The sequence below is a fragment of the Aeoliella fuhlenseeensis genome (assembly GCF_052161615.1).
In the GTDB taxonomy this organism is placed as follows: domain Bacteria; phylum Planctomycetota; class Planctomycetia; order Pirellulales; family Lacipirellulaceae; genus Aeoliella.
On record NZ_CP197417.1, the window covers coordinates 2,546,275 to 2,566,160 of the forward strand.

Annotated in this window: 20 protein-coding genes; 14 read left to right on the top strand and 6 right to left on the bottom strand. The window is 59.9% G+C overall.

The features are described from left to right. Positions 1-22 precede the first annotated feature (22 nt). The 13 genes from SH292x_RS09905 to SH292x_RS09965 all read left to right on the top strand — a co-directional run bounded on the left by SH292x_RS09905 (position 23) and on the right by SH292x_RS09965 (position 13,266). Positions 23-2,641 (top strand): PAS domain-containing protein, encoded by a 2,619-nt coding sequence (locus SH292x_RS09905; protein ID WP_442485446.1) that lies wholly within the window; start codon positions 23-25, stop codon positions 2,639-2,641. Then, positions 2,634-3,248, top strand: coding sequence for a response regulator transcription factor (locus tag SH292x_RS09910; RefSeq protein ID WP_442485447.1), 615 nt, complete (start codon positions 2,634-2,636; stop codon positions 3,246-3,248). The genes SH292x_RS09905 and SH292x_RS09910 overlap by 8 nt, the downstream gene beginning before the upstream one ends. 265 nt (positions 3,249-3,513) lie before the next feature. Continuing rightward, positions 3,514-4,176, top strand: coding sequence for a response regulator transcription factor (locus SH292x_RS09915; RefSeq protein ID WP_442485448.1), 663 nt, complete (start codon positions 3,514-3,516; stop codon positions 4,174-4,176). Between the two features lie 307 nt (positions 4,177-4,483). Then, the gene (locus tag SH292x_RS09920; RefSeq protein ID WP_442485449.1) at positions 4,484-5,401 is read left to right on the top strand and encodes a hypothetical protein; all 918 of its coding nucleotides are present in this window, start codon (positions 4,484-4,486) and stop codon (positions 5,399-5,401) included. A 40-nt stretch (positions 5,402-5,441) separates the two neighbouring features. Beyond that, a complete protein-coding gene (locus tag SH292x_RS09925) occupies positions 5,442-6,029 on the top strand; it encodes a hypothetical protein (RefSeq protein WP_442485450.1) in 588 nt (195 codons plus the stop codon). Positions 6,030-6,179: 150 nt separating this feature from the next. Next, positions 6,180-6,395: a DUF3311 domain-containing protein gene (locus tag SH292x_RS09930; protein ID WP_442485451.1), complete on the top strand. Its 216-nt coding sequence runs from the start codon at positions 6,180-6,182 to the stop codon at positions 6,393-6,395. Then, entirely contained in the window at positions 6,392-8,026 is a 1,635-nt protein-coding gene (locus tag SH292x_RS09935; RefSeq protein WP_442485452.1) for a sodium:solute symporter family protein, read from the top strand. Before SH292x_RS09930 ends, SH292x_RS09935 begins: the two co-directional genes overlap by 4 nt. Positions 8,027-8,046: 20 nt before the next feature. Further along, a complete protein-coding gene (locus SH292x_RS09940) occupies positions 8,047-9,333 on the top strand; it encodes a glycosyltransferase family 4 protein (RefSeq protein WP_442485453.1) in 1,287 nt (428 codons plus the stop codon). Between the two features lie 128 nt (positions 9,334-9,461). Then, positions 9,462-9,743, top strand: a complete 282-nt coding sequence (gene rpsR / locus SH292x_RS09945; protein WP_442485454.1) for a 30S ribosomal protein S18 — start codon at positions 9,462-9,464, stop codon at positions 9,741-9,743. Between the two features lie 111 nt (positions 9,744-9,854). Next, positions 9,855-10,280 carry an acyl-CoA thioesterase gene (locus SH292x_RS09950; RefSeq protein ID WP_442485455.1) on the top strand — a complete coding sequence of 142 codons (426 nt, stop codon included), beginning with the start codon at positions 9,855-9,857 and terminating at the stop codon, positions 10,278-10,280. Positions 10,281-10,299: 19 nt separating this feature from the next. After that, entirely contained in the window at positions 10,300-10,965 is a 666-nt protein-coding gene (locus tag SH292x_RS09955; protein ID WP_442485854.1) for an ABC transporter ATP-binding protein, read from the top strand. A 70-nt stretch (positions 10,966-11,035) separates the two neighbouring features. Then, on the top strand, positions 11,036-11,500 hold the full coding sequence (locus SH292x_RS09960; protein ID WP_442485456.1) for a HEAT repeat domain-containing protein: 465 nt from the start codon (positions 11,036-11,038) through the stop codon (positions 11,498-11,500). 107 nt (positions 11,501-11,607) lie between these two features. Beyond that, positions 11,608-13,266, top strand: coding sequence for an ABC1 kinase family protein (locus SH292x_RS09965; protein ID WP_442485457.1), 1,659 nt, complete (start codon positions 11,608-11,610; stop codon positions 13,264-13,266). A gap of 53 nt (positions 13,267-13,319) precedes the next feature. On the opposite strand, the gene SH292x_RS09970 is transcribed toward SH292x_RS09965, so the two are convergent. The 4 genes from SH292x_RS09970 to SH292x_RS09985 form a co-directional block, all read right to left on the bottom strand. Beyond that, the gene (locus SH292x_RS09970; RefSeq protein ID WP_442485458.1) at positions 13,320-13,448 is read right to left on the bottom strand and encodes a hypothetical protein; all 129 of its coding nucleotides are present in this window, start codon (positions 13,446-13,448) and stop codon (positions 13,320-13,322) included. 775 nt (positions 13,449-14,223) lie between these two features. Then, positions 14,224-15,087, bottom strand: a complete 864-nt coding sequence (locus tag SH292x_RS09975; RefSeq protein ID WP_442485459.1) for a GNAT family N-acetyltransferase — start codon at positions 15,085-15,087, stop codon at positions 14,224-14,226. A gap of 129 nt (positions 15,088-15,216) precedes the next feature. Next, the gene (locus SH292x_RS09980; RefSeq protein WP_442485460.1) at positions 15,217-16,053 is read right to left on the bottom strand and encodes a hypothetical protein; all 837 of its coding nucleotides are present in this window, start codon (positions 16,051-16,053) and stop codon (positions 15,217-15,219) included. Between the two features lie 607 nt (positions 16,054-16,660). Beyond that, positions 16,661-16,894 carry a hypothetical protein gene (locus SH292x_RS09985; protein ID WP_442485461.1) on the bottom strand — a complete coding sequence of 78 codons (234 nt, stop codon included), beginning with the start codon at positions 16,892-16,894 and terminating at the stop codon, positions 16,661-16,663. Positions 16,895-17,158: 264 nt separating this feature from the next. Here SH292x_RS09985 and SH292x_RS09990 point away from each other — a divergent pair, with 264 nt between their 5' ends. Beyond that, entirely contained in the window at positions 17,159-18,181 is a 1,023-nt protein-coding gene (locus SH292x_RS09990; RefSeq protein ID WP_442485462.1) for a hypothetical protein, read from the top strand. A gap of 32 nt (positions 18,182-18,213) precedes the next feature. On the opposite strand, the gene SH292x_RS09995 is transcribed toward SH292x_RS09990, so the two are convergent. Then, on the bottom strand, positions 18,214-18,714 hold the full coding sequence (locus tag SH292x_RS09995) for a DinB family protein (protein WP_442485463.1): 501 nt from the start codon (positions 18,712-18,714) through the stop codon (positions 18,214-18,216). A 654-nt stretch (positions 18,715-19,368) separates the two neighbouring features. Next, positions 19,369-19,824 carry a cupin domain-containing protein gene (locus SH292x_RS10000; protein ID WP_442485464.1) on the bottom strand — a complete coding sequence of 152 codons (456 nt, stop codon included), beginning with the start codon at positions 19,822-19,824 and terminating at the stop codon, positions 19,369-19,371. Positions 19,825-19,886 lie beyond the last annotated feature (62 nt).

A 19,886-nucleotide genomic window follows, 5' to 3' on the forward strand; every position in this document is an offset into this window, starting at 1 on the left:
CCGCTGCTGAGGCCCGCCGCCCATGTCGGTAGATACCGAGTACTCCGCGCTGCTGCGACACTCGCACTACCGCTCTGCCTTCGAGCAGTTGCTGACTTCGCTCAGCATGCGGTTCATCAACCTGCCGAGCGACTCGATCGACCAAGGCATTCTCGAAGCACTCGGCAAGGTCGGTACCTATACCGAAGTCGATCGTTGCTTCGTCTACCAGTACGCCGACGACACCGAGAAGGTCGCCCAGCTCACCTATGAGTGGTGTGGCAAAGGGGTGAAGTCGCTGCGCGAATACGTCCAGCGCGTCGATGTCGAACCGTTGGCATGGGTGGTCGAGCAAATGCACGAAGGTCGCGTGCTGCACATCACCGACATCAATCAACTGCCGGAAGAAGCAGGAGCGCTGCGGACGCTGTATGAGAAGCTGGGCATTCGCGCGGCGTGTTACCTGCCCCTGTTCTTTCGCTCGGGCCGCACGGGAATGTTGGGATTCTCGTGCGTCAAACGTACCAAGATCTGGTCCGACGACAGCATTGCGCTACTGCGAGTGATGGGAGAGTTGGTGGTCAACGCCATCGATCGCAAGCAGAGCCTCAAGGAACTCGAAGCCACCAAAGAACGCTACCGATCGGTAGTCGACGATCTGACCGACTACATCGTTCGCTGGAAACCCGACGGCACGATGACCTACGTCAACGCGCCGCTCTGCCGGTACTGGAATTTGAGTAGCGACGAGCTGCTTCAGATCAATGTATTCGATGTCATCCATCCCGAAGACGTTTGGCAAAAGAAGACGCTCATCGAATCCCTGACTCCAGAGAATCCCTTCGGCACCGACATTCACCGCGTTAATATGCTGGATGGAACCTCCGTGTGGCACGAATGGTCCGATCGTGCGTTGTTCGACGCCGAAGGGAATGTGGTCGAGCTGCAATCGGTGGGGCGTGATATCACCGCCGACATGCAGGCGCGGGAGGAGCTGGAGTATCGCCAGAAGCTTGAGAACCTAATCCTGCACCTGGCGACGCGGTTCATTAACATTCCGTCGGCGGACCTGCCCGAGCAAATCGTCGATGCCCTGCGTCAGGTCGGCGAGTTCGTCGGTGGCGATCGATCCTATATCTACCGTGTCGACTTGGACTCGAACGAATCAAGCCTCGCTTTCCAATGGCTCGCGCCGGCTGCCCCTGATAGTCCCCCCGGGCTGCGGCGTATGTCGACCTCGGGCGACGACTGGGGCATCCCGGTCCTTGCGGCCGGCCACCCCATCTCGATGTCGAGTCTGGACGAGCTTCCCCCTGGAAGCGAAGAACTTCGCGCGAATATCGAATCCATCGGCATCCAGTCCTTCATCATCGTCCCGGCCTTCTCCGAAGGAAAGCTATTCGCTTTCATGGGCATCTCGAGCCGCGAGCGGGGGCGCAAGTGGTCGGAAGAAACTGCCGGCATCTTGCGGTTGTTGGGCGAGGTGTTCGTCAATGCACTCAAACGCCAAGAAGCGGAAGAAGCACTTGCCACCAGTCAGCAGCGTCTAAGCCTGACCATCGACGCCGTGGCCGACGGGTTTTACGACTGGAATCTCGAGAGCGGTAAGGTGTTCGTCAGCGACAACTGGCTCGCCGTCCGCCACCTGGAGCCGGGCGAGCAGATATGGAGCGTCGCCGGCTGGCAGGAGTCGATTCATCCCGACGATCGCGCTGTAGTTACCGAGCAACTCGAAGAACATCTCGCGGGCCGTAGCGATGTGTTCGAGTGCGAATACCGCGTCGAGATGGAAGATGGCTCGTGGCGCTGGAATCTCGATCGTGGGCGTGTCATCGAACGCGACGCCGAAGGCAAACCGGTGCGGATGGTGGGGGTCGATCGCGACATCACCGACGAAGTGCTCAGCCGTCAGCGCCTGGCCGACGCCGATGCTCGGCTGGCGCACCTCGCGCGTGTGGCGACCATGGGCGAGATCGTCGCGGGAATTGCCCACGAAGTGAATCAGCCCCTGCACGCCGCTGCGACGTTTGCCAACGCGACGACGCTGTCCCTCGAAAGTCGCGACCAGGGCTTCGCCGATCGTGCGGCCACCATGGTTCAGAAGATTTCGGCCCAGATCAACCGCGCCGCAGACATCATTCGCCGACTGCGCGAGTTCACCCGGCCGCAAGCCGTGCGGATGGCGCAGTTCGACCTCAACGGCCTGTTACGCGAATCGGCCGAGATGGTCGGCTTCGAAGCCCGCCGCCGTTGCATTCGCGTAGAGTTCAACCTCGACGAGTTCTTGCCGCGAGTAATTGGCGATCGCGTGCAGATTCAGCAAGTGATCGTCAATTTGCTTCGCAACGCCTTCGATGCGTTCGACGCCGAGCGGCTCTCCAAAGACCGATCGCCACGCGTCAGCTTGCGAACAAGTCAAACTTGCGGAGGCGTCCAACTGGATGTCAGCGATAACGGAAGTGGAATCGCCGAGGGGGTTGAGATAGAATCGTGCTTTGATGCATTTGTCACGAGCAAGGTCGATGGCATGGGCATGGGGCTCGCCCTAAGTCGAACCATTGTGTCGCGACACCACGGAAAGATCTGGGGAGAATCGAATTCCGAGGGTGGCATGACCTTTTCTGTTCTCCTCCCCGTGGATCGTGGAGACAACCGTGACTGATACGCCAACGGTTTACATCGTGGACGACGACGACGCCTCGCGCGAGTCGGTAGAGATGCTACTCGCCGAAATGAAGGTCGCCTTCAAGTCGTACGCCTCCGCCGAGTCGTTCCTCGAACACTACAGTGGCGAACGCCCTGGTTGCTTGGTGACCGACATTCGCATGCTCGAAATGAGCGGGCTCGAGCTGCAAGAAGAGCTTCAGCGCCGCGGCACCACGTTGTCGGTCGTCGTGGTCACGGGCTACGCCGACACGCCAGTGATTGTGCGCGCGATCAAGAACGGCGCGGTGACGCTCCTGCAGAAACCTTGCCGCACGCACGAACTGTGGGACGCTATTCGCGAAGGGCTCGCCAAGGATGCCGAGAACTACGGCAAGGAACGTGCGCAGAAGGAACTGGTAGCACGCCTCGAATCGCTCACCCCGGCCGAACGCGAAGTGCTCGACATGATCGTCGAAGGGGTACCGAACAAGGCCATCGCCAAGCGGCTCGATATCAGCGTGCGAACCGTGGAGGTTCGCAGGCAGCATGTCTTCACGAAGCTCAAGGCGAATTCCGTCGCCGAACTGGTGCAAATTGTGCTTCGTGCACAATCCCCTTCGTAATGCCGCATGCATGCGGACGCCCGATTGTGGTTACCCACAAGATGAGGGTGGCACTTCGCATTTTTACGCGGTTCTCCCTATCTATTCTGCCGCAAACCGGTCCGTATTCTTAAGACAGTGCTAAGCGGGGTTCCGCTGAGTACGGTTTAGTGAACGATCGCAGGAGTGGCCCGGGTGGCCGGCGAGCGTCTTTAACGGCAAGTGGCCGGCATAGTGCAGCGGTTGCCTCGGCAATCGAAAACGTCTTTACGGAGGCAGCGATTCGATGTCCTATCAAGGAATTGAAACCAGCGGTGGAGCCTTTGCGGCTCCCCAAGTTCAAGACACCGTGTACATCGTCGAAGACGATGCGAGTACCCGCGACGCTCTCGGCGAGCTGATTCGCCCGACCGGTGCGAAGGTCGAAGCCTTTCGCTCGGCCGAAGAATTCCTGCAAGCCTACGAGCCCCAGTCGCCCGGTTGCTTGCTGCTCGATCAGCGCCTCCCCGGCATTAGCGGCTGTGAATTGCTGCGTCAGCTTCGCAGCGAGGGAGTCCCCATTCCGGCCGTGTTCGTCACCGCCCACGCCAGCACTTCGATGACGGTCGATGCGATGCGAATGGGTGCCGTCAACGTTCTGGAGAAGCCCTGCTGCGAGAACGAGCTACGTGACGCCATTGGCCTTGCCCTGGCTCAGGACCGTAAGCAACTCCGTCGTACGGCCAATCGCCGCGACGCCGCAGGCCGCCTGGAGCAGTTAACGCCCAGCGAACGTGAAGTGCTGGTGCAAGTGCTCGAGGGCGTCCCCAACAAGCAGATTGCCAGCCAATTGAGCGTTTGCATTCGCACCGTTGAAGCCCGCCGTAGCCGAATTTACAAGGCGATGGGCGTGCAGTCGGTGGCCGAGCTGACCCGCGCGTGTGTCGCGGCCGGTTTCATCGATGCTTGAGCGGTATTCGGAGCGGTTTGCCGCGGCGTCAAAGCTTGCCCCGGCGGCCCTAGATTGACAACAGAGACCCTTCTCGAAGTGCTTACCTGACAAGCACTTAGCTTATTGGACAAGCCGCCGGCGTCACGGTCTACGCCCCCCTACCTATCCGTGACGTCGGCTTGCTTGCCCCTCGACAGCCCCCTGAGGGCTGCCTATGCTCAATTGCTGCGAATGCAATTGGCGGCCGGAGTCGCCATGGTTCGTGTGAGCGAACCCCCAGAAGACGCGCGGGATCATGCGTGTCGCCTCCCGTCTCGAACATTGTATGTTCACATCGAACCAGACCGCGGTGACCGCCGAGAGTGGCTCCGTCGTTAGGAAAGCTTTTCGCGTTGTGGCGCCCCCGACGGGCACCGAACTCCTCGACAGCATTGACTGGCTGGAAGAGTGGAACGGACCCGTGATCGCCACCGCTGCGGCCGTCGGAGCGCTGGTGCTCTCCGAACAGCATGGTGGCGTCCTCGGAGCCATCGACCAGCCTACGCACTTCGACTGCGCCTACCAAGGCGATCTCAGCGAGCTGATCGTCGGCAGCATGCACTGGCTCGCACGTCGGCAGCACCGCGACGGTGGCTGGGCGAGCTACACCGACAATCTCGACGACCCCTCGCAGCTGATGACTTCGATGATGGTCCGCTCCGCCTTTCGCTTGATTGGCGCCCCCGCAGCCTACCCCGAGCTGGGCGACTGGATGTCGGCGTTCATCAAGAGCCGCGGCGGTGTCGAGCAACTCAAAACAAAATACGGTGCCGTGCACAGCGCGACGCTCATGACGCGTGGCACCAGCGCTCTCGCCGAAGTGATCGACTGGAAACAGCTCCCCGCAATGCCGCTCGAACGCGCGAACTTCGACTCCAAGGTCAATCGAGCCGAGTTCTGGGCCGATCGCGAACCCGTCATGCCCGCCATCGTGGCGCTTGGCATCGCGGCGTACGAACGCAACAAACCGCTCAATCCCTGGACTCGCTGGCGCCGAGGCCGGGCCGCGCGACGTGCCATGGACTGGCTGGCTCGTGTACAATGGGACAATGGCAGCTTCGCCAATTCGGTCCCCGTCACCAGCTTGGTGCTGATGAGTCTGGCGAGTATCCGCAAAACGGCGAGCCCTATTGTCCGTCGCGGGGTTGCATACCTGTTCGACGAGGTCCGAGGCGACGGAAGTTGGCCCGGGAAACTTAGCTGAGCCAATCAGCAGTAACTCAGGGGGAGTTAGCGAGAACGAAATGGCGGAGTCGACTGGCGTTACCCACCGAATTAGCCAGTCGCGATACTCCGAGGTGACGCAGCTCGTCGATCTGTTCACCGATGATTGGAGCTCGCTAGGCAGTTTCACCCCCGTCGGCGAGAACGATCTGCCTTCGACCTACGCGTCGCTGCTCGCGCACCACGACCACATGACGGTCACTCTCGAGGAGTACCACAACTCGCTGGTGTCGGTCGAAGTGGTCGAAGAACGCGCCGAGCAAAACTGGTACGCCCGGCAAAGCCTACTCGCGCGGATCTCCGACGACGCGATCGTGCAGTACGGCATCATGCGGATCGACGTATCGGGACTGCCGAGCAATGTCCATCACGCCATCGAGACCCACGCAGCTCCGCTTGGTCGCATTCTGATCGAGAACAACCTGCTCCGCCACGTCGAGCTCTTGGCCTTGTGGCGCATCGAAGTGGGGCCTCGGCTGGCCGAACCCTTGGGGCTGTCCGTCGGCGACGAGATCTACGGGCGCTCGGCGGTAATCCATCTTTCGGGCGAGCGTGCCGTTGATCTCTTAGAGATCGTGACCGATCACCCTGTGCCGCGCCATACTTAGCCGGCCAAGAGTCGCAGTTTTCGTACGGCTCCGGTACAGCGCTGACAGCGCGTGTGGTACACTCGTGACTCCGCGGGCTCTCCCGATTCCTGGCACCGCGTTCCCCTCCAGCTTTCCTCGCCCCCGATATCCCCCGAAAGATATCTTCGCATGAAATACGTGGTGTGGCTGTTGGTTGTCGTGCTAGTGGTCCTGCACCAGGACTTCTGGTGGTGGGACGACCCTTACCTCGTGTTCGGCTTCCTTCCCATTGGGTTCTTCTCGCAGATTTGCATCTCCGTGGCGGTGGCCGTGGTGTGGTGGCTGGCGACCTTCTTCTGCTGGCCCGCCGATATCGAGGCGGACAAAGGAGGCCCCCAGCAATGATGCAGCTCACGGTAATAGGCATCTACTTGGCCGTGGTACTTTGTCTGGGCTTGTTCTCCAGTCGGCTGTTCCGCGGAACTTCGAGCGACTACATGCTCGCTAGTCACTCGATCGGTCCCTTCCTGCTGCTGATGGCGCTATTCGGTACGACGATGACTGCCTTCGCGCTCGTCGGCTCGACCGGCGAAGCGTTCGTGCGGGGGATTGGTGTCTACGGCATGCTCGCTTCGAGCAGTGGCATCGTGCACTCCCTCTGCTTCTTCGTACTCGGCGTCAAGCTGTGGCAGTTCGGGCACAAGTACGGCTATCGCACTCAAATTCAATTCTTTCGCGATCGCCTAGAGAGTAACTCGATTGGGCTCGTGCTGTTCCCCGTGCTTGTGGCCCTGGTGATCCCCTACTTGTTAATCGGGGTCATGTCGTCCGGCACCGTGATCAATAAGGTGAGCGCTGGCCGTATCGTCGAAGGCGATGTCGACCCCGCGACGGTCACGTTCGCTCGCGGTACCTTCCCCGACTTTATCGAACTTGGTCCGAACCCCACGGATCCCGATGGCGAACCCACGTTTGCAGCTGGTTCTGCAGGTGGCCTACCCAAGGAAGTTGCTTCGCTCATCATTTGCGGCGTGGTGCTCACGTACGTCTTCTTTGGCGGCATGCGCGGCACTACGTGGGCGAACGCGCTTCAGACTTGCATTTTCATGGTGCTCGGCGTTCTGATGTTCTACTTGCTTGCCAACAAACTCGGCGGCCAAGACAGCTTCTTGGCGAACCTCCGCGCGCTCGGCGAGAGTATCCCCGAGGACAAAGCCACGCGGGTGAATATCGACAAGCTGAAGTTCGCTACGTACATGCTCGTGCCGCTCTCGGTGGGTATGTTTCCGCATATCTTCCAGCACTGGCTCACGGCGAAGAGCGCGGGCAGTTTCAAGCTTCCTGTAGTCATGCACCCGATTTTCATCATGATCGTTTGGGCCCCCTGCGTGTTGATGGGAGCCTGGGCGGCAGGCAGCCTGGTGAATGTCCCCTCCAGCGTTGCCGCAAATCCAAACGCGGTGCTCCCCTTCATGGTTAATCAGTTGGAGCTGCCGGCTCTTGGCGGATTGCTGACGGCGGGCATCCTTGCCGCCATCATGTCGAGCCTCGACAGCCAGTTCCTCTGCCTTGGCACCATGTTTACTGAGGACATGCTGCTGCACTACCGAGGGCGTGAGCGCTACACCGATAAGCAAGTCATCTGGGCGGCTCGCGGTTTTATTGTGCTGATTGTGGCACTGACGTATGGGTTTAGCTTATTCCAACCGCGCGGCGTGTTCACGCTGGGCGTATGGTGCTTTAGTGGGTTTAGCAGCTTGTTCCCACTGGCCCTCGCCGCGGTCTATTGGCGCGGACTCACTAAGGCCGGGGCCTACGCAAGCGTGCTGACAGCCATCGCAACATGGGTCTACCTGTTCTGGTCCTCTGGCTTCGCGGCCGACGAATCGTACGGTGTCCCCATTCCGATCGGCGGTACCACTTACGAGGTGATGCCCGTGGCGATCATGTTCACGGCGTCAACGCTTGCGCTAGTGCTTGTATCGCTCGTCACTCCGAAACCGTCCCAGGCGACTCTCAACAAGTTCTTTGCATAGTTAAGGCAGCCGAATCCCTCATGCGAATTGCTTACATCGCCGCCGGTGCTGCCGGAATGTATTGTGGAAGTTGTCTGCACGACAACACGCTCGCCCGCGCGCTGATGGATCGCGGCGAGGACATCGTACTCGTGCCGACGTACACACCGCTCCGCACCGATGAGGTCGACGTAAGCATTCCGCGGGTGTTCTACGGCGGCATCAATGTATACTTACAGCAGAAAATCCCTTTCTTCCGCAGTACTCCACGCTGGGTCGACTGGATGTTCGACCGCCCGTGGCTACTCAACATGGCTACGCGCGGTGGACCGAGCGTCGATCCCTCGAAGCTCGGCGACATGACCGTCTCGATGCTGCAGGGCGAGCTTGGCCATCAGCGGAAGGAACTCGTCAAGCTCGTCGATTGGTTGCTCGACGAAGTGAAGCCCGAGGTGGTTCACTTGTCGAACTCGATGCTACTTGGTTTCGCGCGACTCATCGCCGAACGCTGCGGCCCACCGGTCGTTTGCTCGCTCTCGGGCGAGGACATTTTCCTGGAGAAGCTAACGCCTCCTTACTACGAGCAGGCCCGCGAGCTGCTCCGCGAGCGCGCCCGCGAATGCCATGCGTTCGTGTCGCTTAACGAATACTACGCCAATTTCATGAGCGACTATCTAGCCGTCGATCGCGATAAGGTGCATGTGATCCCACATGGACTGGACCTTGTAGGCCACTCGCCAGCGAGTGCGCCCCCAACGAGACTCACCGTTGGTTACCTCGCCCGTATTTGCCACGACAAGGGACTGCACCTGTTGGTCGAAGCGTGCGAGCACCTCGCGAAGACCTGCCCCGATCTCGACTTCGAGGTTCGCGCCGCGGGCTATCTCGGCAAAGCAGACGAGCCGTACCTGCGGGAGATCGAGCGACGCGTGGCTCGCGGCCCACTCGCGGGACGTTTCAAGTACGTCGGAGAGCTCGACCGCGGCGAGAAGATTAAGTTTCTCCAGTCGCTTTCTGTGTTCGCTCTCCCCACCGTCTACGCCGAGAGCAAAGGCCTGCCGGTGCTCGAAGCCTGGGCGAATGGCCTCCCTGTGCTGCTCCCCAATCATGGCAGTTTCACCGAAATGGTCGCCGATACCGAAGGCGGGTTGCTGCACATTCCGCATGATCCGCACGACCTCGCCGGGCGCCTCGCGGAGCTACTCGCCGACGCCGAATTGCGGGCCACGCTCGGGAATCTCGGCCGGCAGGCGGTGGTCGACCGCTACCAGGCCCACCACATGGCCGAGGCCCACGTCCAGCTTTACCAGCAGCTCTCCGTCCCCTGATCCGCCCAATTTGTGCCGGTTAACATGGCAAAATTGCGGCAGAAATAGGTGTTTACACGCCTTGCAAGCAATCGGGAATGCGTTAAAATATGGGGCTTCAACCCTAGGAACCCTTACGAGTCGTTACCTTGCCTCCTTACAATCGCAGCAACAGCAGCCGTCCGGTCAACAAGCGTCGCACCACTACGAAGAAGACCGCGAAGAAGGATCCGATTTTCGTCGATGGCGTGAAGCCGCGCCCCATGTACGTCGACTACAAGGACCTGGAACTGCTGGCCAAGCTGACCAATCGCCATGGCCGCATTGTCAGCCGTCGCAAGACGGGCTGCAGCGCCGCGAGCCAGCATGCCGTTGCCCGTGCCATCAAGCGTGCCCGCTTCATGGCCCTGATGCCCTACGTCGGCGACTGATCCGGCTGGCCAGCGCGACAACCAAAACAATCTACGTTAGCCCTTGGCCCCTGGTCGAGGGCTAACGTTGTTTAACAGCTACCATCTCGGCCACCACTTCGAGAACTCGCCATGTCTCAAGTCTACATCACCCAGCGGATGGTCGAGTTCGCCGACACCGACATGGCGGGCATCATGCACTTCGCGTCGTTCTTCCACTACATGGAATCGGTCGAGCATGAGTTCATCCGCAGCCTTGGCATGAGCGTCTACTCGCAGATCAACGGCCAGTCGATCAGCTTCCCTCGCGTCTCTGCGAAGTGCGAGTTCAAGTCGCCGGCGAAGTGCGAGGACGTGCTCGACGCACGATTAATCCTCACAAGGATCGGTCGCTCTAGCCTCAGTTACCAGATCGACTTCTCGCGGATGGGTCAGCCTGTCGCGGTGGGCGAAGTGACTTGCGTCTGCTGCCACATCTACCACGATCGTCCCCCCGAATCGACGCCGCTACCAGACGAGTTCCTTGAGGTGCTCACTCCTTTCCTGGTCACCACATAACGGAGTGCACGCGATGGAATTGCTCACGGTCGAGAACGTCACCAAAGAGTACCCCACGCCCGCCGAGCCGCTGGTGGTGTTGCGCGGCGTCTCGTTGGCACTCAGTCCTGGCGAGAGCTTGGCGATCGTCGGACCCAGTGGTTCGGGGAAGAGCACGCTGCTCGCGATACTTGGCGCGCTGGATCGTCCAACCTCTGGCAGTGTTAGGCTTGGCAACACCGACCCTTTCGCGCTCGACGACCGGGGCCTTGCTGAGTTCCGCCGCGACCGTGTGGGCTTCGTGTTCCAGGATCACCATTTGTTGCCGCAATTATCGGTGCTGGAGAACGTGCTGGTTCCGTTGCTTGCCGACGGAAAGCCATCGAGCGACGAGCTTGATCGCGCGCGAATGCTGCTCGACCGTGTGGGTCTCGCCGAGCGAACCACGCATCGCCCCGCAGAACTTTCCGGTGGCGAGCGGCAACGTGTGGCGATAGCTCGGGCGCTCGTCCGCTCCCCTGCCCTAGTGCTCGCGGACGAACCCACCGGCAATCTCGATTCGACCACCGCCGACGCCATTGGCAAACTGCTGGTGGAACTTCCGCAAGAGCATCAATCGATCCTGGTGGTTGTTACTCACAGTCAGTCTCTCGCCGCAACCATGCAGCAGCAGATGCGAATCGACGACGGCAAGTTGCTGAGCTAAGTATCGGTGGCTCGATGACCCCACTTTCTCTTCTTCAGTATTTCATATGAACGCCACGCAGCTCTCCAGCATGCTTCAATCACCCGACGTGGCGCTCCGGCGGCAGGCGGCGGAGCACTTGAGCCAGAATCCCGACGCTGCGATGGAGCTTCCTGTCGATTTGGTGAAGGCGATTGGCGACAGTGATCGGCAGGTGATGGAGTACGCGGTCGCCACGCTGGAAGAACTTGGCGAACCCTCGCCGCTCCATCTCTCACGACTCTCAGAGCTTATCGTGGACGAAAACCCCGATGTGCAGTACTGGGCGGTGACGCTTGTGGGTCGCACTGGCCCCGCGGCGGTTGAGTATGCGACTCGACTTGCCGGCGTTGTCGCCAGCAAAGCCGAACCCCAAGTTCGCGAGCGAGCCGCGTGGGCAATTGCTCGCATCGGTCCGGCTGCTTCTCCTGTTCGACGTTTGCTCGAACCTTTCCGTGACGCAGAGCCTTCGAGCCTAGCTCGTGCGGTGAGGAAGGCACTCGAAGCGATCGAGTAGCCCCCGACTGTTCCGCATAATCGCTACAAAGCGACTATTTTGTTGCAGCCGGCAGTGCAACTAGAATGGAGGTTTGTTCCCCCCCTCCTTTCTCCCCGCTCGCAGCGATGAAGATCTCCACCATACCGCAGATCTATCGCAACTTGCGGCGGTGGCGTGAGATCCTCGCCGTGCTGAGCAAGTACGGGCTCGCGGGCTGGGCGAATCGACTGGGGCTGACGTTTGGCTCCAGCATGCTCCGCAATCGTCAGGGGCAAACGCTCGTCGACGCGGGGCACGAGGAACGCATCCGCCTCGCCATCGAAGAACTCGGTCCCACGTTCATCAAGCTCGGGCAAGTGCTGAGCACGCGGCCCGATCAGGTTGGCTTCGCGCTCGCGGACGAACTTACCAAGTTGCAACAGCACACGCCGGCGGATGGACCCGACGCGGTAGTAGCGCTCGTCGAGGAGGAGCTCGAACGCCCCCTCGCCGAGTGCTTTGCGACGTTCAATCACGTGCCGGTCGCCTCGGCTTCCATTGGCCAGGTCCATCGCGCGACGCTGCACGACGGAACGCCCGTAGCGGTGAAGGTCCAGCACGCGGGCATCGATCGTCAGGTGCGAGTGGATCTAGAAATCCTCTCGGGCCTCGCGCAACTCGCTGACAGTGTGCCGGAACTACAGCCTTATCGCCTCGGGGCGACGATGAATGAGTTGCAGCGGATGATGCGGCAGGAGCTCGACTTCTGTCGCGAAGCCCGCAACCAGGATCAGTTCGCCCGCCAGTTCGAGAAGGACAAGCTAGTTCGCGTCCCTGGCGTCTACTGCGAGCTCTCCACCAAACGCGTCCTCACCATGGAGTGGCTCGCCGGGAGCAAGCTATCGGACTTGGTGGACGACCCCGACGCCCAGGACCGGCTTCCCGAGTACGCACGGCGTGGGGCCGAGATGTACTTGAAGATGATCTTCGAGCACGGCTTCTATCACGCCGATCCCCACCCGGGGAACCTGGTGTTGATGTCCGATGGCGCGATTGGGCTATTGGATTTCGGAATGGTCGCCCGCTTGAGCGATCCCCTGCGTGAGCAAGTCGAAGACCTGCTGGTGGCGATCGCCTGTCACGATTCGTCGCGGCTGACGAACGTCGTGATGCGCATCGGCTCGACTCCGCCCGGGCTCGATGACGTGGCGCTCGCCACAGACCTTACGGCGTTCGTCGATCAGTACGCCTACCAGTCGCTCGATCAGTTCGACTTGTCAGGTGCGTTCACCGAATTCGTAGAGATCGTCCGGCGTTACGAGATCGTGCTTCCGAGTGCTGTCGCGATGCTCATCAAGACGTTGCTGATGCTCGAGGGCATGGCGCGGATGATGCAGCCGAGCTTCTCGTTGATGGAAGTCATCGAACCCTATCGCGGGCAAATCTTCCGCCGCCGAATGTCGCCCAAGCGCCACGCCCGCAAGATTCGCAACATGCTGGCGGAGCTCGAACAGCTCGCCGAAGTCGCCCCTCGCCGCGTGCGCGAGATCCTCGAGCAAGTGCAGCGCGGCAGCTTCGATGTCCACCTCGATCACCGCGGGCTCGAACCGTCCGTGAATCGGCTCGTGCTCGGTTTGCTAACGAGTGCCCTGTTCCTTGGCTCGTCCGTGCTGCTGAGTCAGCAGGTGTGGGCGATCCGCGAGGTCTCCGTCCCTGGCACGCTCGGCATGCTACTCAGCGGACTTTTGGGACTGCGGCTGCTTCGCGCCATCAACAAGTCGGGCCACCTCGATAGAAAACGCTAGGCGGGAACGACCAAGTTCGAAGGACCAAGAGAACCATTCAGGGGTCTTTTGGGTCATTTCTCTTTCGTGGTGCCGTGTTCGGCGAGGGCGGCCTCGATCCGATCGCTCAGTTCCTCGAGCTCCGCGACGAGCTGCGTGAAGCGCCCGTCGATGGTGTCGAGTTGGTTGGGCGTGGCGGACATGGCGGGCGAGGCGAGAGGGGGGAGTGCCGCACGCCGGGGGGAGTGGCGTGCGACACTGGGTTCTGAGGTTGGGGGGATGCCATTCGAGGGGACAGCCATGAAGATCGGCCGCCCCGGAGTTCGCCTTACGCCGTTTCTTCCCCGAATTGCCTCGCTAGCACACGAGTTTGGGTAAACCTTGCCGCCGGCGTTGAGCGTGACGTAGCCCGACGCCCCAACTCATGTCCGGATAAAGTCTCCATTTGTTCAAATCGCAGTGACTGCGACTTTATTATTTTTCCGCCTTGTGGGAGTTCCGCGCAAGTGGCACGGCGGGAACGACTTACGAGCCGACCTGTCCGAACTCTCGCCGAGTAAAGTCGCAGGGGTGACCCGCAGGTGCGACTTTACTCCGCTTCGCCCGCCATTCGACGATTCATGGTGTCATCCTGAAGGAGCCTAAGCAACTGAAGGATCTCGCTTGCCATCGGAGGACGCTTGCAAATAATCCCACGCAAAGCCGCAAAGACGCCAGGCAAAAACGTGTCAACGCTGGAGTCGCCAATTCGATCGACTTCCAAACGTGCATGGTATCCTCACGCGGATTTCACGCTTTTTTGGATAAACTATTCGAATTGTCAAAGAACGCATGTCCACATTCCTGGTGGATGTGTACATGAGAGCACACGTAGAGCGCGCTTTCTAGTCACATTTTTCAAGAAAATGAAAAAAGTTTCGAAGCCGGCTTGAGCTTCATTGCTAGGTGCCGGATCTCACGGAGCGACAATTTGGGTCGTTAACTGGATTCCTGGCTTTGTAGTGGATCGACCAGCTCCACCTGTTCGGTCATGAGCGAGGCCACAACGGGCGCAGAAACGCGAGTTCTGAGATAGTCTTCTGCCAACGACACCGCCTCCGGGCTGAGGGCGCCTCGAATGTCTCGCAGCGACCAATTCTCATAGAGAGTACCTACGATATCCAGAAGCTTGGTGGTTTCGATGTGAGTCGCTGCGGGGACTTCCGTCCGCGCGATGAGGAAAGTTTCGCGCACTTCCTTGTGGACCGGGGAGCCATCGTGGTTCCACTTCAGAGGTGGCTGATAGTAAAACATCCCCTTCGGCCAGCGGAAGCCCATCTTGCGCCAAAACCGGAGGCTTCGAACTTCGGACTCCAGGACAATACAATCGAGAACACGTTGTTGTTCGGCGCAAAGCTGCTTGGCTCGCTCCCGGGTGGCATGGAGTAGCAGGGCTCCGATCCCCTTGCCGCGGCAGGCCTTGGAAATGGCAACATTGGCGATGGCGACAATCGAAGCGGAGTAAGCGGACGGTAAGGCCAAGACATGGGCGCTGGAAATGCCTGCAACTAACACCTTCCCTTCCGCCTCGACGAGGGCGGCGACCAGGCACGGGCTAGATTGGCTTGCGCGTTTCGCTTGTTGTTCGAACCGGTCGAGGTAGGTCTGTTTGGAATCGAGTACCTCGGGCTCAAATACTCTCTCGAACAACTCGTAGCAAGCGTCAAACAATTCACCGGGCGACTCGATGAATACTACTCTCGCTTGCCCGAAGTCTGCTGCTACCGCGAGTTCAGGATGGTCGTCGAGGAGCCGGATGGAGGACATTGCTAAAGGCTTTCGTGCGCATCGCAGGAGATACAACTGGGGCCATTGTACTGTGTCCGACGTGGGAAGCGTTGAGTGGGTTGTCACCTTTATTCGCCCTTCCAGCGAGCGACCGACGAGACTGCTGCCCAGCCCTCGCCGGCCGCTTCTGGAAAAAGCGGCGTGCTATCGAAATCGATAACGGGCGGCGACAAGAAGTCCGAACGTTGCCAGAAGGACGACAGTAGCAGGCTCGGGGACGTTTGCTGCCTGTGTGGTGGAGAGCATTGCCTCACTGCCGGTGCCGAAGCTCGTTTTCCAGGTGTTGTAGTCGCCCGTATCTACGAGGCCGGAGCTATCGCCAGTGCCATCGGGGAAGACTGACTCTGGACCACCAAGGTTATCACGCCATACGGTGTAGTCAGCAAGATTCACCTTGCCATCGCCGTTAAAGTCCCCGGCAATCTGTGCCCCTTCGAGAACCTCCCCGGTCACGGCAACGTTGTCGAACTTGAGGGTGCCGAGGCTGCCAGTGGCACCGTATCCGTAGAAGCGGAAGGTGACCGGCGTGGTTGCGTTGTAGACATCGGGGAAGTCCCAGATGTTATTCCCCAGGGCTTCGGTCAACGGGGTCGTGGTGTAGGTCAGTCCGCTGGCGTAGCCATCGACGCTGTATCGAACCTCGCCGAAGACCGGCCCGGTGTTAGACCGCTGGGAATCGAAGGAGATTTGCGTCAGATTCAACTCGTACCCTGTCTCTGGGGTCAAGGTGAACTCAACATACTCCGTCGTATCAACCTCGGACGCCAGGTTCCACCCACCGCTATTAAACGTACCGGGTGAGGTCGAGAAGGAGAGGTTCGTGCGAGTAAGTGCCGAGTAAGTCAACCCGGTTTGCGTGGGTACTTCCGTATGCGTGCTCGTAAATTCATAGGGCAAGATTGGCGTGGCGTGCGACACGGCTGTACCCACGAGGACCAACGCCGCGATGGCGGTGGCCGAAGTTGCAAGATTACGCTTCATGTACATTCTCGGTTTCCAGTTTGAGTTAAGGCATGACCACCAATTCCGAACTGCGGTGCTATCGACGACGAGTTCGATCCGGACTCGCCGAATCTGCGAACGTACGGGAAGACGCCGGGCAATCCAGTATTCGCTACGCGCCATGTGTCAATCCTCGATGGCATCGGCGCAAGCTCGCGGTAGATTGCCGTGCTCTGCACGATTCAAGTGACGTTCGCGCATCATTCATAGATGACGATCTGCTCTGCCCTTCAAGCGAATGTCGGGTCAGAGTCGAGCCCTCGCTCAGTGCGTGACGGCGAAAGCAAGCACTCATGCGAATGGTGTAGTCGGAACGCGGTCTAGTCTAGCCATACTGAGAGCTATTGCAATAACGTTCGCGTGAAGATCTCAATTCTTCACACGACGACATCGGATTCTCTTCTTTCATTCACGTAGGCTCTATGTTGCCTCGCTAAACCCTCCATGTTGCATGTATGAATGCGCCATCGATGCTCGAGACGAGGGGTGATGAGCCGCTGTATGAATTTGAGAGGCGTGAAGTACGAGGCCGGGCGTTCCACTTAGCTCGGGCGTGCGAGCTGCTCTCCCGCGCTCTGTCGCGGCATCACGCGAAGAGCATGCGCCCCAATCGCTGTCGAACGTCGGCGAGTTGCCCGCGATGCGACATGTCGGGCATCGGAGTGAAGACGAGGAGGTTGCCAATGGATTGGAAATCGGCGAAGTGTTTCATGCGTTCGAGGACGATGGCCGGGGCGTGGTCGAGATCGTTGTCACTCAAGGTGTTGAGCAGGGCGAGAGTCTCTGCGTGGGATGCGTGATAGGTTTGGAGGGCGTTCATCGCGGGCCTTTCGATGGGACTTTAAGATACGAACAACGGATTGCGCGTGCGCCGCGCCGGCGGGGGTTCGACAAGCTTGCCGAACAGTTCGTCCACACTTAATCGTTTGGTGGGTGGCTACGAGAGGAAAGCCAAAGTCCGTCTTGTCTTGAACCTCCCAGGCGTGGTTTACGCCGAATCCAACTGGGAGAGGCAATGAACGACTTCGCCACGCCCAATGGCGGTGGTTACGATTGAGGAACAGTTCGGCTGCTGCTACTTTTATTGGATCACAGCAAGTACTGCGGCGGAGTTTTGTCGATGGGGGCGTTCTTTCAACGCGTGGCGATTACGCTGTGCAGCGGGTACATCATCGTCTACTTCGGCGAGTTCGTGTTTTGGGCGACGCCGGATCGAGAGGGGATGGACCTTGGTGGGATGGTGGCCGTGTGGGTGTTGTACTCGATCATGGCTTACCCGTTCCTGTGCGTCGTGAGCTACTTTCGGGTGCGAGAACCGTGGGCCGTCTTCCTTGCGGGGGCGTTCTACGGATGGTTCGAGGAAGGTCTGGTAGTTCAAACCACCTACGGCACGCCCGCTACCCCGTTTCCGATGTCCATATCGTTCACGGCGCTCGCTTGGCATGCACCTCTCGACGTGTTCGTCGGCTGGTATCTGGTACGGCGTGTGCTCGCTGAGAATCGGTTGCGGAAGACGCTCGCCCTCGCGTCCTGCGTCGGCTTGTTCTACGGTCTGTGGGCTATCTTCTGGTGGAACGAACCCCCCGAGCCGATGCAAGTGCTCCTCGACGCGGGTCGCAAGGACGTAGTGCTCGTTCACTTCGCCTTGTACGCCTTCGGAACCACGGCGATGCTGATCGCCGCCTACTGGTTGTTTCAGCGCGTGAAAATCAGGGAGTTCAAGCCTTCGAAGGGAGAGCTGTGGACGTTGGCCGTCGTGACGCTGCTGTACTACTCCCTGGTGACCGTGCCTGCGGCGCCGCGAGCTGTGTGGTTGCTTCCGCCACTATTGGGAGTGACGTTCTGGGCACTCGGCAATAATCGCCGGGTCGAAACGCTTCCCAATGCCATCGTGGCTTACGCGGAACCGGTGAGGATCACAAACTACTTGATGCTTTTAGCGATACCGCTCGTGGCTAGCGCGGTCTACTTCGTGGCGCTGGCTGCTGATGCCCGATTGCCGACGAACCTAGTGGTCTACTACATCGCCACTCCAGCAGGAGCCATCCTGTGGGTGGTCAGTGTGGTCGTAGGCGCGCGGCGGCGTTCGCTCCCCACGAGTGGGTGACGTAGCAAGTACGGCGCTGGGTTTCTCTCACTTCACGCAAACGGCTTCCGCCCCAGCACCTGCCGGACGTCGGCGAGTTGCCCGCGGTGGGACATGTCGTGCATGGGGATGAAGACCAGCAGGTTGCCGATGGCTTGGAAGTCGGGGAAGTCTTTGAGGTACTCCGGGACCATAGCGGGTGTGCATTCGAGGTCTTCGTCGCTGAGCGTTTCGAGTAGCGCGAGTGTTTCGTCATGGGCCATTCGGTAGGCGGTGAGGATATCGGCGTAAGCAGGGTAGATGCTGGGGTCGTCCACAGGCTGGGTTCCGCCAGCCACTTGTTTTCCCCAGGATTCGATCGGGCTCGGCTTGCCAGTGATCATGCTGGTGAGTCCGGCGTGGGCGTGGGTGATGTGAGCCATGGTCCACGTGGCATGATTGCCACCGTCGGGGCGGGGACGTGTCATCGGCGAATCGGCGAGGTCCTCGGCGAGCGGCCAAATCCATTCGAAGCTGAATTCCAGATTCTTACGGACGAGTTCGAGGGCGTTCATCGTGCGGGCGTTCCTTTGGGTGACATGGGAGAGCTACCAGTAGTCGAGTGAACTTGTGAGAATTCGACAGGCCTTGGGAGGAAATTCCGAAATAATCCGAAAGGGGCCACGTGGAGTAATGGGAACAGTAGCCTCGAGGCGAGCGGCTACCTTAGACTGGATTCGCGGGCCCCGTGAATCGTGGATCGTGAAAACTTCGAGTCGCCCTTAAGGACCCATCCCCCGCGTAGAGAGCCTCTTGCATGCAATCCCCACGAAGAGCTCGCCCGACTTCGACTGGCCCGCTTCGACGCAAGTACGAAGCGATGGAAAGCTTAGAGGCCAGTGACTTCGTTACTAGCCGGTGGCAGCGAATCGTTGCGAACGCAATCATTGCGATTGGCATTATCGCCGTTTGCGTATCACTTCCGCTTATTGGCAATTGGTATGGCAACACGGATATTGCGGGACTCGTGCTACTTGCGATAGCGAGCGCCGTGATGGGGATGGGAGTGAGCCTACGGTCTCATTCCCTTACAACGGCAATCGGCGTCGGGATCCTGTGTTTGCCGTTGGGGCCACTGTTAGCGTTTGCGCTGTATTGGGGAGTATTGATAATGATAGCGCTCTTCGCCTACGCATGGAGCTAATTGCTGATCGCTCGGCGACTCTCTCTTATTCGAGCGGCGGACCCACCAGTTCAATGTTGCACTCCATCGCCAGTTTCGCAAACGCCGCGAACTCCTCGGGCGTGGGTGGGCTGGCGAGGTGCGGGCGTTCTGGTCGTTCGGCCGGGCGGCCGGCGAGGCGGACCAGGCGTTCGAAGTCGCCGTGGGTGGTGACGGTCAGGAAGCGGCCTCCCTCTGGCGACTCGGCGCGGTAGGTGTGGGGAATGCCTCTGGGAGTGAGGACACTCGCCCCCGGTCCGACACGCTGCTCCTTGCCATCGATGTGGAGGCGGAACTCCCCTTCGAGGATGTAGAAAATCTCGTCTTCGGTGTGATGAATATGCAGCGGCGGCGAATCCCCCGCCGGCACCCAGTGCTCGATGAGCGAAACGCCATCACTACCATCGGTGGCGCTAGTGTGGATGGTTTCGAGGGCGTGGAGGAACCAGAGGTGGGTGGGCATGGGGGAGTGACGCGACTCGTGGTGGATGGAACTGAACTTGAGTAAGTTACCGAATGGCTGGT